We start from the raw sequence: 12,496 nt of genomic DNA, 5'->3' as shown, positions 1-12,496 counted from the left end.
CATGCCCGGGAGGACGAACAGCGAGGGAGCTGCGCATGACCGCACAGTCGATGGCAGAGCACGTGGTGGTGACCGGCGGTGCCAGCGGGATCGGCGCCGCCGTGGTGGACCTGCTCCTCGCTCGCGGGTGCCGGGTCACCGTCTTCGACCTCGCGCCGAGCGCACGAGCAGAGGTGGAGACGCGGATCGTGGACGTCCGTGACGAGACCGCCGTCGAAGCGGCGATGGACGCGGCGTGGGCGCTCGGCCCTGTCGCCGGGCTCGTCGCCTGCCACGGCATCCGTGGCGCGTTCGTGCCGGCGCTGGAGATGGATCTCGACCGGCTCCGCCTGCTGTACGACGTGCACGTGGTGGGGACGCTCGCCGTGTCGCGCGCGATGGTGCGGCGCCTCGACGGTGCTCCGGCGTCGATCGTGATGGTGTCGTCGACCACCGCCTACCGCGGCTGGGCGAACCAGGTGGACTACGGCCCGGCGAAGGCCGCGGAGCGTCAGTTGATGGAGAACCTCGCCGTCGAGTGGGCGCCGCGGGGCGTGCGGGTCAACGCGGTCGCCCCCGGCCACACGCTGACCCCGATGGTGCAGGACATGGTCGACGGCGGATACGACCTCGAAGCCGTCGAGAAGCGCACGCCACGAGGACGGCTCGCGGACCCGGCCGAGATCGCCGGCGCGATCGTGTGGATGCTGTGCGACGCCACGCACGTGATCGGCCAGTGTCTTCCGGTCGACGGCGGGTGGACGGTCGTGGGGCGGTGATGCCGGTCCGCACGATCGGCGACCTGCGCGTCTCGGCGATCGGGATGGGGGCCATGACCCTCACCCAGCTTCCGGACGCCGACATCGAGCGCGGTGTCCGAGCCGTGCACGCGGCTCTGGATGCCGGTATCACCCTGTTCGACACCGCTGACTCCTACGGTCCGACGGGAGAGATGGGGGTGAACGAGCGGGCTCTGATCGCGGCTCTGCGGCAGCGTCCCGATGCCCTCGATCGTGTGGTCGTCGCGACCAAGGGCGGGCACACGCGGGGGCCGGCGGCGACGTGGTGGGTCGACGGTTCGCCGGAGCATCTCGCCGCCGCTGCCCGTGCTTCGGCGCAGCGCCTCGGCCTCGACGCCCTCCCGCTCTATCAGCACCATCGCCCCGATGTGAAGGTGCCGTTCGAGGAGTCGATGGGCGCGATGCGCCGACTCGTCGACGACGGCGTGGTCGTGCGTGTCGGGGTCTCCAATGTGAACAGCGCGCAGCTCGACGTCGCGAAGCGCGTGGTCGGTGCGGCATTGGTCAGCGTGCAGAACGAGTACTCGGTGCTCGAGCGTTCCGGCGATGAGGTGCTGCGCCGGTGCGAGGAGCACGGCCTGGCGTTCCTCGCCTGGGGGCCGCTGGGCGGAATGCGGGCGGCGAAAGGCCTCGGTGGTGCGGCGGCCGCGGCGGCCGCGGTGGCCGAACGGCACGGCGTGAGCCCGCAGAGGGTGGCGCTGGCGTGGCTGCTGTCGCGATCGCCGGTGCTGATCCCGATTCCCGGGGCGAGTCGTCCGGAGAGCGTCCGCGACTCCGCGGCGTCCGCCGATCTCGTACTCGACGGCGACGATCTGCTCCTGCTCGACGGGCAGTCGGGGGAGGGTCAGTGAGGTTCCTGCAACAGCTCGACCCGCACCTCATCGGGGCCGAGCACGTACACGTACCGGTAGCCCTCGAGCGGCCCGGCCGTCGCGGTCATGATCTGCGACAGCGGGCGGTGTCCGAGGGCGGCCAGGCGGGCGAGGCTCGCCTCGATGTCGGGCACCACGATGGCCGGGTGCGCTGCGCCGATGTGTCCGTTGTCGGGGTCGATGCGCGGGGCGTCCGCGCCGCGGTACTCGGCGAGCTCCAGGAACACGCCGTCGGCCAGTCGGATGAAGGTCAGCAGGATCTCGACGCCCGGATACCCCGTCGCCGCTTCGACCGCGGGCCCGCTCTTGGCGAGTGGGCCGATGACCTCGCCTTCGGTCGCGGCTCGATAGAACGCCGTCGCCGCGACGGTGTCGCTGACCGTGATGCCGATGTGGTGCAGCCGGGGCATCCCGTCTCCCTCTTCTCAATCGCACGCTATACAACCAAATGCTTGTTTGATAACTATCGCGGAGGAAACTCATGAAAGCAACGCCCGTCATCGACCTCACCGGCCGCGTCGCCGTGATCACCGGAGCCGCCGGCGGTCAGGGGCGCGCGCACGCCGCGCTGTTCCATGATCTCGGCGCCGACCTGGTGCTCACGGACCTCGACGGCGCGGCCGTCGCCGAGGTCGCCGCGGCCTATGGGGACCGCGCGATCGGTCTCGCGCACGACGTCTCCTCGGCGGACGCGTGGTCGCAGGTGGCCGATGCGGCGCAGAAGAGGTTCGGGCGCGTCGACGTGCTCGTCAACAACGCCGGCTTCTGCCCGGAGGGGCCGCTCGCCGAGACCTCGGAGCGCGTCATCCGCCTCACGCTCGATGTGAACCTGATCGGGCCGATGCTGGGGGTGCAGGCGCTGCTGCCCCTCATGGGCGAGGGGGCGTCCATCGTCAACATCGCCTCCACCGCCGGCGTCGCCGGCTACGCGAACCGCGTCCCCTACTCCGCCTCGAAGTGGGGGCTGCGCGGGGTATCCCGCGCGCTCGCCCGGGAGCTCGGCGGCAGCGGTATCCGTGTGAACACCGTGTGCCCCGGCGCGGTCGACACCCCCATGATCACCGAGGACACCCGCGCCGGCGTCGGCTTCATCTCGCGCATCCCGATCCCGCGTGCCGGTCGACCGGAGGAGATCTCGAACCTCGTCGCCTACCTCGCCAGCTCGGCGAGCAGCTACTGCACCGGGCAGGACTTCATCATCGACGGCGGTCAGGTCGCCTGATGCCCAGTTACGCCTTCGACGGGGTCGTGCCGGTCGTCGATCCGACCGCGTTCGTGCACGAGACGGCCAGCCTGATCGGCGACGTGATCATCGGGCCCGGCTGCTACATCGGACCGTTCGCGAGCCTGCGCGGCGATTTCGGGCGCATCGTCGTCGGCGAGGGGTCGAACGTGCAGGACTCGTGCGTGATCCACGCCTTCCCCGGTGCGGACGCCGTGCTGGAGCCGAACAGTCATGTCGGACACGGGGCGGTGCTGCACGGCTGCCGCATCGGATCGTTCGCGCTCATCGGCATCGGAGCGACGGTGCTCGACGGTGCCGAGATCGGTGCGGACGCGCTGGTGGGGGCGGGCGCCGTCGTGACCGCGGGCACGGTGATCCCGCCGGGGTCGAAAGCGCTCGGTGCTCCGGCCCGCGTCGTCGGGCCGCTCGACGAACAAGCCCTGGCGTGGAAGCGCAACGGGGTGCGGATCTACCAGGATCTCGCGCGTCGCAGCCGCGAGACCCTGCATCCGGTCGAGCCGCTCACCGCGGTCGAGTCGGACCGACGCCGCACCTCCTGGTCGCCGGACGCCGCGACGCCGTTGCATCGGTACCGCGCCGAGGGAGCCTCGTGAACGAGGGGTTCGCCGACTGGCACGAGATCACGCACACGATCGCCCGTTACGGTCGGCTCGCCGATCAGCGACGCTCGGGGGAGATGGCCGACCTGTTCACACCGGACGGACGGATGCTGATGTTCCGTCCCCGGGCGGACGAACCCGCGGAGTCGCTGGAAGGGCGCGAGCAGCTGATCGCGGCCTTCGACACCCTCGCGGCCTTCGTCGTGACCAGCCACGTGCTCTCGCCGAGCGACGTCGAGATCGACGGGGAGTCGGCCCGGGCGCACACCTCCTGCATGTCCCATCACGTCCGCGAGACGGCGGAGGGGCGGATGCGCTTCACGCTCGCCGACCGCTACGAGGACACCCTCGTGCGGCGGGAGGGGCGCTGGTTCTTCCAGGAACGCCGCAAGTACACCGATTGGACCGAGTCCGCTCCGCTCCGGCGCTGACCCGCGAGTCTCAGGCCGTCGCGAGCGCCCAGTCATCCGCGTGCTCGCGCTGCTCGCGAGCGGTGCCGAAGAGCCGGCCGAGGGAGTGCGCGCGCTTGAAGATCAGGTGCGCGTCGTGCTCCCACGTGATCGCGATGCCGCCGTGCAGCTGGATCGTCTCGGCGGCGACGTGTTCGAGCGCCTCGGAGCACGTCGCCTTCGCGATGGTCGCGAGCTCGAAGCGGTCGGCGGCTCCGGTGGCGAGAGCATCGGATGCTGCGCGCGACGCGGTGCGTGCGACCTCCACCTGCACGTGCATGTCCGCCAGGCGGTGCTTGATCGCCTGGAACGACCCGATCGCGCGTCCGAACTGCACCCGCTGCTTCGCGTATGCCACGGTCTCGTCGAGGGCACGCGCGGCGGTTCCCGCCTGTACCGCGCTGATCGCCGCGAGCGCGAGCGCACGCACGGTCTCCAGGACGCCCGGGTCGACGGCTCCGAGGGGTCGCGCTGCGACCGCGTCGAAGCGCAGCGTGCCCAGGCGCAGGGTCTGGTCCATGGTCGGAGTGTCCTCGCGGACCACGGCCTCGGTGTCGATCACCTCGAACAGGCGCGGGCCGTCGGAGGTCTGAGCGACCACGAGCAGCACGTCGGCGGTGGCGCCGTCGAGGACGAACCCGCTCGCGCCGCTGAGCTGCCAGCCCTCGCGGTCCTCGGCGTGGACGTCGACCCGCTCCGGGGCGAAGCGTCCGTCGGGAGCAGCCCAGGCGAGAGCGGCTGACGATGATCCCTCGGCGATGCCGGGGAGCAGCCGGGCGGCGGCATCCGCGTCGCCGGTGGTCAGGATCGCCTGCGCCCCGATCGCGACCGAGCCGAGATACGGGGAGGGGGCGAGCGAGTAGCCGATCTCCTCCAACACGAGCTGCGCCTCACGGAGAGTGAAGTCCGCGCCGCCGAACTCCTCGGGGATCGCCATGCCGGCGATGCCGATCTCCTCGCACAGCAGGCGCCACAGGTCGGTGTCGAAGCGCTCGGTGCTCGCTATGGCACGACGGGTCGCCGCGCTGTCGGCACGCTGGCTCAGGATGCCGCGCACCAGGGCCACCAGCTCCTGCTGATCCTCATCGGGTTCGAATGACATCACCGCTCCTTCGGGAGGATATCGCGGGCGATCCGTGCCCGGTGGAACGCGGGGGTGCCCCAGGCCGCAGACAATGCCGGGGCGAGGCCGAGCCAGATGCGCAGGGTGTGCTCGGCGGTGTAGCCGATCGCCCCGTGCACCTGCAGCGAGGTGCGGGCGGCGAGCAGCGCGGCATCACCCGCGGCGACCTTCGCGGCCGATATCGCCCGATCCTCGTCGGGTTCGTCGGCACGCAGGGCGGCGTTCCACACGAGCGGACGGGCGAAGCTCAGGGCGATGCGCACATCCGCGAGCTGGTGCTTGAGCGCCTGGAACTCGCCGATCGGGCGGCCGAACTGCTCACGCACCTTCGCGTACGACACCGCTTCCGCCAGCATCCGCTCTCCGGCGCCGACCAGAGTGGCTGCGGCGGCGAGGCTCGCCTCGTTGAGAGCCGCCTCCAGCGCGCCGGGTCCGAGGGGTGTCGCGTCGCCGGTCGGGGTGAGGCGGGCGAGACGCCGGGTCGGGGCGACCGAGGTCAGCTCCTCTCCGATCTCGCCGCGATGCAGGGCGCCGTCGCGCACGAGGTACCGGTGCGACGCGAGCGCCGCGTCGAGGGCAGCCGGGGCCGTGCCGTCGACCGCGGCGGTCGCGATGGCTCCGGCGGCGAGGTCGGCCCTCGTGTCGTCGTCGACCAGGGCAGGCAGCAGGGCGACCGTCTCCAGGTACGGGCCGGGAACGCCGTGGTACCCGAGGCGCTCGAACACGACCACGAGGTCGCTCAGCGTGCCCCCGAAGCCGCCCGACTCCTCGCTCACCCGCAGCCCGAGGAGGCCGAGCTCGGCGAATTGCCCCCACAGGGCGAGGCCCGGAGCGGTGTCGCCGTCGGCCCAGCTGCGAGCCACATCCGCGCCGCCGGCGCCGTCGACGATCTCGTCGATGGCCTCGGCGAACGCGACCTGTTCTTCCGTGGGCAGGAACCGCATCATGCGCGCCTTCCGTCTCCGCCGCGGGGGAGTCCGAGGATCCGCTCCGCGATGATGTTCCGCTGGACCTCGTTCGTCCCCGCGTAGATGGGGCCGGCGAGGGAGAACTGGTAGTCGTCGACCCAGCGGCCCCCGTCGACCGCGGACGCTCCCCGCAACTCGCCCTCGGGGCCGAGGATACGCAGGGCGGTCTCGTGAATGTGCACGTCGAGTTCGGACCAGAACACCTTGTTCACACTGCCCTCGGCGCCCACGGACCCGCCCTCGAGCAGGGTGCTGACGGTCTGCCAGGTGAAGAGACGATAGGCCTCGGCGCCGATCCAGGCGTCGACCACCGCGTCGTCCTCCGACACGGTCCCGTGCTCGGACTGCAGCGCGACCAGACGGTCGGTCGCGGCGAGGAAGCGGCCGGGCGCGCGCAGCGAGAGGCCGCGCTCGTTCCCCGCGGTGCTCATCGCCACGCGCCAGCCGTCGCCGGGAGCCCCCAGCACGTCGGCATCGGGCACGAACACGTCGTCGAAGAAGATCTCCGCGAAGCCGGTGGTCCCGTCGAGCTGCGCGATCGCCCGCACGGTGATTCCCTCGGCATCCATCGGGAACAGGAAGTAGGTGAGCCCGTGGTGCCGCAGGGCTTCGGGGTCGGAGCGGAAGAGCCCGAAGCCGCGATCGGCCCAGACCGCTCGCGAGCTCCAGATCTTCTGACCGTTCAGCACCCAGCCCCCACGGACCTCATCGCGGCGGGCGGTGCTGCGGATCGCGGCCAGGTCGCTGCCGGCTCCCGGCTCCGACCAGGCCTGCGCCCAGATCAGCGAGCCGTCGGTCATCGGGCCGAGGAACCGCTCGTGCTGCTCGGGGGTGCCGTGCTCGAAGAGGATCGGCGCGAGCAGGGAGATGCCGTTCTGCGCGACGCGTGTGGGGGCGCCGGCGCGGTAGTACTCCTCCTCGAAGAGCACCCACTCGGTGATGCCGACGTCGCGGCCGCCGTACTGCTCCGGCCAGGACACGACCGACCATCGGCCGGCGGCGAGCGTCGCCTCCCACTCCCGGTGCGCGGCGAAGCCGGCCTCGGTGTCCATCGAGGGCAGCGGGGTCGGCGGGACGTTCTCTGCGAGCCAGGCACGTGCCTCTGCGGCGAACGCCTGCTGCTCGGAGGTCAGGTCGAGGTTCACGGCGTGGCCCCCTTCGTGTCGGCTTTGATCGAGCGCACGTCGACCCCGCCGAGGGAGTCGCCGCCGACCTCGGCGTTGTGCGCGTGTGCGGCGTGATGCAGACCGAACACCGAGTCCATTCCGGCCCGCATCCCCTGCAGGTCTTCGGCCTGGTTCACGGCCTTCTTGGTCAGAGCGAGTCCGAGGCGCGGCATCCGTCCGATGCGCTCCGCGATCTCGAGGGTCCGCTCCTCGAGCTCGTCGAGGGGAACGACGTGGTTCACCATGCCGAGCTCGTGCGCGCGGGCGGCCGGCATCCGGTCTCCGGTGTAGAGCATCTCCTTCGCGGCGCGGGGATTGGTCACCCACGGGTGCGCGAAGAACTCGACGCCGGGGATGCCCATCGACACCACAGGGTCCTGGAAGAAGGCATCGTCGGCGGCGATGATGAAGTCGCACGACCAGGCGAGCATGAGACCGCCGGCGATGCACGCGCCCTGCACCATCGCGATGACCGGCTTGGGGATCTCGCGCCAGCGCCGGCACATGCCGAGGTACACCTCGGACTCGCGTGCGAAGCGGGAGTCGACGCCCTGGGCGCCCACGTGGTCCCACCAGATGACGGCCTTGCGTTCGAAGCTCCGGTCGATGTCGCGCTCGGGGGTGCCGATGTCGTGACCCGCGCAGAAGTGCGTGCCGTTGCCGCCGAGCACGATGACTTTGACGGCGTCGTCGTCGACGGCGCGGGTGAAGGCGGCGTCGAGCGCATAGGTGACCCGGGAGTTCTGCGCGTTGCGATACTGAGGGCGGTTCAATCGGATGATCGCTGTCGACCCGCGCACCTCGTAGGTGACCACGGCGTCGGCGGATTCGACGGTCATGACGGGTTCCTCTCTGAACTCCAGCAGTAAACCAAACAATCGCTTGGTTTATTGATACTATACGTGAACGGCAAGCCGAAGACCACGACTCGATGAGGAGCACAGATGGACGCGACGCAGCACGACGCGGATGAGCGGTTCCGTGCCGAGATCCGCGGATGGCTGGACGAGAACCTCACCGGCCGCTTCGCCGATCTGCGCGGCCGCGGAGGCTCCGGACGTGAGCACGAGGACTTCGAGGCACGGCTCGAATGGAACCGCCACATGGCCGCCGCCGGATGGACGTGCGTCGCGTGGCCCGTCGAGCACGGCGGCCGCGGGCTCAGCATCGCGCAGCAGGTCATCTTCCATGAGGAGTACGCCAGAGCGGATGCTCCGGCCAGGGTCAACCACCTCGGGGAGGAGCTGCTCGGACCGACCCTCATCGCCCACGGCACCCCCGAGCAGCAGGCCCGCTTCCTCCCGGGCATCGTCGCGGCCGAGGAGCTGTGGTGCCAGGGATACTCCGAGCCGGGCGCCGGGTCCGACCTCGCCGCCGTGTCGACCAAGGCGCAGCGCGTGGGTGAGGAATGGTCGATCACGGGACAGAAGGTCTGGACCTCGCTCGCGCAGCACGCCGACTGGTGCTTCGTGATCGCGCGTACCGAACCCGGCTCCGCCCGCCACCAGGGGCTGTCGTACCTGCTCGTGCCGATGGATCAGCCCGGCGTCGAGGTGCGGCCGATCCTGCAGCTGACCGCGACCAGCGAGTTCAACGAGGTCTTCTTCGACGATGCCCGCACCGCGGTCGACCTGGTCGTCGGCGGCGAGGGCAACGGGTTCAAGGTCGCCATGGCGACGCTCGGCTTCGAACGCGGCGTCTCGACGCTCGCGCAGCAGATCGCGTTCCGCCGCGAGCTGGATGCCGTGATCGACACGGCCACCCGAACCGGCGCGATCGACGACGCCGTGCTCCGCGACCGGCTGGTGCGCGCCCGGATGGAGCTCGAGGTGATCCGCCAGCATGCCCTGCGCACCCTGGGTGGCGAGCAGGGCGACAGTGCCTCGGTGACGAAGCTGCTGTGGTCGAACTGGCACCGCTCGCTGGGTGAGCTCGCGATGGACGTCGCCGGCCCCGCGTCCCTCCTCGTCGGGGCGGACTACGCGCTCGACGACCTGCAGACCCTGTTCCTGTTCAGTCGTTCCGACACCATCTACGGCGGTTCGGACGAGATCCAACGCAACGTCATCGCCGAGCGCGTGCTCGGCCTGCCCCGAGAGGCCCGCCCATGAGCTCCACCGCCCCCGAGTACGTTCCCGGCCACGGTCTTCTGGCCGGCAAGCGCATCGTCATCACCGCCGCCGCGGGTGCCGGCATCGGCCAGACCGCCGCGATCCGCTGCCTGGAGGAGGGTGCTGCGCTCGTCGTGCTCGGTGACACCCACGCCGGTCGCCTCGCCGAGACGCAACAGGAGCTCGGCGACCGCTTCGGCGCGGACCGCGTGCGCACGGCCGTGTGCGACGTGACCGTCGAGGACCATATCACCGCCTTCCTCGACCTCGCGGAAGAGGGCGGGCCCATCGATGTCATGATCAACAACGCGGGCCTGGGCGGCTCGGTCTCGATCCTCGACATGACCGACGAGCAGTGGGGCAAGGTCCTCGATGTCACGCTCACCGGCACCTTCCGCTGCATCCGCGCCGTCGGCCGGCGCATGGTCGCCGCCGGTACCGCGGGGGTCATCGTGAACAACGCCTCCGTCATCGGCTGGCGCGCCCAGGTCGAGCAGGCCCACTATGCCGCAGCCAAGGCGGGGGTGATGGCGCTCACCCGCAGTGCCGCGATGGACCTCGCCCCGCACGGCATCCGCGTCAACGCCGTCTCGCCGAGCCTGGCGATGCATCCGTTCCTGGAGAAGGTCACCTCTCCCGAGATGCTCGAGCAGCTCAAGGCCCGCGAGGCGTTCGGGCGGGCGGCGGAACCCTGGGAGGTCGCCAACGTCATGGTGTTCCTCGCCAGCGCATACTCCTCATATATGACCGGCGAGGTCGTCGCCGTCAGCAGTCAGCACGCGTGAGTTCAGAGAGAAGGAAGAACATGGCAGAGGCATACATCGTCGACGCGGTCCGTTCCCCGGTCGGCAAGCGCGGCGGCTCGCTCTCGGGCATCCATCCGGCCGACCTCGGGGCGCACAGCCTCAAGGCGCTGGTCGAGCGCACGGGCATCGATCCCGGCGCCATCGACGACGTCATCATCGGCGCGACCGACACGATCGGCGGGCAGTCCGGCAACGTCGGGCGCTCGGCCGTGCTGGTCGCCGGCTTCCCCGAGCACGTGCCGGGTGTCACGATCGACCGGCAGTGCGGGTCGAGCCAGCAGGCCGTGCACTTCGCCGCGCAGGCCGTGATGAGCGGCGTGAACGACCTGGTGATCGCGGGTGGGCTGCAGAACATGTCGCAGCTGCCGATCTCGTCGGCCATGGTCGCCGGAGAGGCCTACGGGTTCACGACGCCGTTCGCCGAGTCGCCCGGCTGGCAGGCACGCTACCCCGACCAGGAGATCTCGCAGTTCGTCGGCGCCGAGATGATCGCCGAGAAGTGGGACATCTCCCGCGAGGAGATGGAGCAGTTCGCGCTGGAGAGCCACCAGCGTGCGGCAGTCGCCCAGGACGAGGGCCGCTTCGCGAACGAGATCGCCCCGTTGAACGGACTCGACCACGACGAGGGTGTGCGCCGCGACACCTCGCTCGAGCGCATGGCCGGCCTGCAGACGCTGACTCCGGGCGGGCGACTGACCGCGGCCGTGGCCTCGCAGATCAGCGACGCCTCCAGCGCGGTGCTGATCGCGAGCGCGCAGGCCGTGAAGGACCACGGCCTCACCCCGCGGGCGCGCATCCACCACATGTCGGTGCGTGGCGACAGTCCCGTGTTCATGCTCACCGCGCCCATCCCCGCGACGGCCTACGCGATGGAGCGCTCGGGCATGACGCTCGACGACATCGACCTGTTCGAGGTCAACGAGGCCTTCGCCTCGGTCGTGCTCGCCTGGCTGCAGGAGACGGGTGTGCCGCGCGAGAAGCTCAACGTGAACGGCGGCGGCATCGCCCTCGGGCATCCGATCGGAGCCACCGGCACCCGGCTGATGACCACGATGCTGAACGAGCTGGAGCGCACCGGCGGCCGCTACGGCATGCAGGTCATGTGCGAGGGCGGCGGTCTGGCGAACGCCACGATCATCGAGCGCCTCTGACGACGGCGGACTGGGCTCGGGGCGGGGCGTGTGCTTTCGATCGCAAGCCCGCAAAAGGTTCCATCTCGCGGAGAGGTCTGAAGAGTCGTCACATCGACGGGTCTTGAGCCTCGTCTGGATCGGGTGTGCGTAGCGCCTCCCAGGATGCGGGTCGTGCTCGGCTAGAATCACTCTGTCTGCACGCATCCAGACGGCGCAATTCTTTCACCGAGAGGAGGTCCCAGATGGCGACCAACGATCAGGTGAAAGCGCTGGTCAAGAGCCATGCGGATGGTGATGACCCTCAGTTCTACGCCGTTGCGATGCAGGTCGCGGCTAAGGCCGCGCGGACGGGGCAGTCGAAGTTTGCCCAGGAGCTTCGGGATCTGGTCAACGGTCTGCGCGAGCGGGCCGGAAACAAGGCTCGGGTGGCATCGATCGTGCCGTTCGCTCAGCCCAAAGGTGAGCTCGGCGCTCTCCTTAGCGTTTCGTACCCCGACGCGCGCCTCGGGGATCTCGTACTCGCTGACAAGCTTGCAGAGCGGCTGAAGCACGTCCTCCTTGAACAACGGCAGCGCGATGCGCTCGCGAAGCATGGCCTGACGCCCGCACGCAGAGTGCTGCTTGTGGGGCCTCCGGGGACTGGCAAGACGTCGACCGCTCGGGTCGTGGCGGGCGAACTCGGGCTGCCGCTTTTCTCGATCCGGCTGGACACGGTGCTGACTAAGTTTATGGGCGAGACAGCGGCGAAACTGCGGCTCGTGTTCGACGCGCTGTCTGAGACCCGCGGCGTTTATCTGTTCGACGAAGTAGATGCGCTCGGCGGTGATCGCGCCGCGCAGAACGATGTGGGAGAGATTCGTCGAGTGCTGAATTCCTTCCTCCAATTTCTAGAAGAAGACACTTCTGAGAGCATCATCATCGCGGCGACCAATCATCCCGCTCTGCTAGACAACGCGTTGTTCCGTCGTTTCGACACAGTTATGGACTTCTCCTTACCTGACGACGCATCCGTGCAAAGGGTCATCAAGAACAGGCTGTCGTCGTTTTATACAGGTAATCTCAGCTGGCCGCGGATCGTGCCGGCTGCCCGCGGGCTGAGCCACGCCGAGATTTCGACCGCAGCGGAGAACGCGGCGAAGCGAACGGTGCTCAGCAATCGCATTCGAGTTCGCACCGACGATCTCGTTACTGCTTTAGAGGAGCGCCCCCGTCCGCTCCGCTCGTCTGATGTGGCCCGTTCTTAG

At 69.8% G+C, this 12,496-nt stretch carries 14 protein-coding genes; 9 read left to right on the top strand and 5 right to left on the bottom strand.

What is annotated here, in order from left to right; all coding sequences use genetic code 11:
* The first annotated feature begins 35 nt into the window (after nt 1-35).
* Together ACCO44_RS16495 and ACCO44_RS16490 are read left to right on the top strand one after the other, a co-directional pair.
* Nucleotides 36-758 carry an SDR family NAD(P)-dependent oxidoreductase gene (locus tag ACCO44_RS16495; protein ID WP_372467444.1) on the top strand — a complete coding sequence of 241 codons (723 nt, stop codon included), beginning with the start codon at nt 36-38 and terminating at the stop codon, nt 756-758.
* Complete coding sequence (locus ACCO44_RS16490; RefSeq protein ID WP_372467443.1) at nt 758-1,630, top strand: aldo/keto reductase; 873 nt, start codon at nt 758-760, stop codon at nt 1,628-1,630. The genes ACCO44_RS16495 and ACCO44_RS16490 overlap by 1 nt, the downstream gene beginning before the upstream one ends.
* Here ACCO44_RS16490 and ACCO44_RS16485 read toward each other — a convergent pair.
* Entirely contained in the window at nt 1,624-2,061 is a 438-nt protein-coding gene (locus tag ACCO44_RS16485; protein ID WP_029262099.1) for a VOC family protein, read from the bottom strand. The genes ACCO44_RS16490 and ACCO44_RS16485 overlap by 7 nt on opposite strands.
* A 71-nt stretch (nt 2,062-2,132) precedes the next feature.
* On the opposite strand from ACCO44_RS16485, the gene ACCO44_RS16480 reads away from it, so the two are divergent.
* Genes ACCO44_RS16480 through ACCO44_RS16470 form a run of 3 tightly spaced genes read left to right on the top strand, consistent with a single transcriptional unit; the run spans nt 2,133 to nt 3,927 of the window.
* Nucleotides 2,133-2,873 (top strand): SDR family NAD(P)-dependent oxidoreductase, encoded by a 741-nt coding sequence (locus ACCO44_RS16480; protein WP_262001619.1) that lies wholly within the window; start codon nt 2,133-2,135, stop codon nt 2,871-2,873.
* Complete coding sequence (locus tag ACCO44_RS16475) at nt 2,873-3,490, top strand: gamma carbonic anhydrase family protein (protein ID WP_372467442.1); 618 nt, start codon at nt 2,873-2,875, stop codon at nt 3,488-3,490. The genes ACCO44_RS16480 and ACCO44_RS16475 overlap by 1 nt, the downstream gene beginning before the upstream one ends.
* Nucleotides 3,487-3,927: a nuclear transport factor 2 family protein gene (locus tag ACCO44_RS16470; RefSeq protein WP_372467441.1), complete on the top strand. Its 441-nt coding sequence runs from the start codon at nt 3,487-3,489 to the stop codon at nt 3,925-3,927. Before ACCO44_RS16475 ends, ACCO44_RS16470 begins: the two co-directional genes overlap by 4 nt.
* A gap of 10 nt (nt 3,928-3,937) precedes the next feature.
* Here ACCO44_RS16470 and ACCO44_RS16465 read toward each other — a convergent pair whose 3' ends face one another.
* The 4 genes from ACCO44_RS16465 to ACCO44_RS16450 are packed head-to-tail and all read right to left on the bottom strand — an operon-like array spanning nt 3,938 to nt 8,041.
* Complete coding sequence (locus ACCO44_RS16465; protein WP_372467440.1) at nt 3,938-5,047, bottom strand: acyl-CoA dehydrogenase family protein; 1,110 nt, start codon at nt 5,045-5,047, stop codon at nt 3,938-3,940.
* Nucleotides 5,047-6,012 (bottom strand): acyl-CoA dehydrogenase family protein, encoded by a 966-nt coding sequence (locus ACCO44_RS16460; protein WP_372467439.1) that lies wholly within the window; start codon nt 6,010-6,012, stop codon nt 5,047-5,049. The genes ACCO44_RS16465 and ACCO44_RS16460 overlap by 1 nt, the downstream gene beginning before the upstream one ends.
* The gene (locus ACCO44_RS16455) at nt 6,012-7,181 is read right to left on the bottom strand and encodes an acyl-CoA dehydrogenase family protein (protein WP_372467438.1); all 1,170 of its coding nucleotides are present in this window, start codon (nt 7,179-7,181) and stop codon (nt 6,012-6,014) included. The genes ACCO44_RS16460 and ACCO44_RS16455 overlap by 1 nt, the downstream gene beginning before the upstream one ends.
* Nucleotides 7,178-8,041 carry an enoyl-CoA hydratase gene (locus ACCO44_RS16450; protein ID WP_262001614.1) on the bottom strand — a complete coding sequence of 288 codons (864 nt, stop codon included), beginning with the start codon at nt 8,039-8,041 and terminating at the stop codon, nt 7,178-7,180. The genes ACCO44_RS16455 and ACCO44_RS16450 overlap by 4 nt, the downstream gene beginning before the upstream one ends.
* Before the next feature lie 105 nt (nt 8,042-8,146).
* Here ACCO44_RS16450 and ACCO44_RS16445 point away from each other — a divergent pair, with 105 nt between their 5' ends.
* From ACCO44_RS16445 to ACCO44_RS16430, 4 genes are all read left to right on the top strand, one after another.
* Complete coding sequence (locus ACCO44_RS16445) at nt 8,147-9,313, top strand: acyl-CoA dehydrogenase family protein (protein ID WP_372467437.1); 1,167 nt, start codon at nt 8,147-8,149, stop codon at nt 9,311-9,313.
* A complete protein-coding gene (locus ACCO44_RS16440) occupies nt 9,310-10,098 on the top strand; it encodes an SDR family oxidoreductase (RefSeq protein ID WP_372467436.1) in 789 nt (262 codons plus the stop codon). Before ACCO44_RS16445 ends, ACCO44_RS16440 begins: the two co-directional genes overlap by 4 nt.
* Nucleotides 10,099-10,118: 20 nt before the next feature.
* On the top strand, nt 10,119-11,270 hold the full coding sequence (locus ACCO44_RS16435) for an acetyl-CoA C-acetyltransferase (protein WP_262001611.1): 1,152 nt from the start codon (nt 10,119-10,121) through the stop codon (nt 11,268-11,270).
* Between the two features lie 224 nt (nt 11,271-11,494).
* Nucleotides 11,495-12,496: an AAA family ATPase gene (locus tag ACCO44_RS16430; protein ID WP_372467435.1), complete on the top strand. Its 1,002-nt coding sequence runs from the start codon at nt 11,495-11,497 to the stop codon at nt 12,494-12,496.

The sequence above is a fragment of the Microbacterium maritypicum genome, assembly GCF_041529975.1.
Classification (GTDB): Bacteria; Actinomycetota; Actinomycetes; order Actinomycetales; family Microbacteriaceae; genus Microbacterium.
This window is presented reverse-complemented; position numbering and strand designations above follow the sequence as displayed.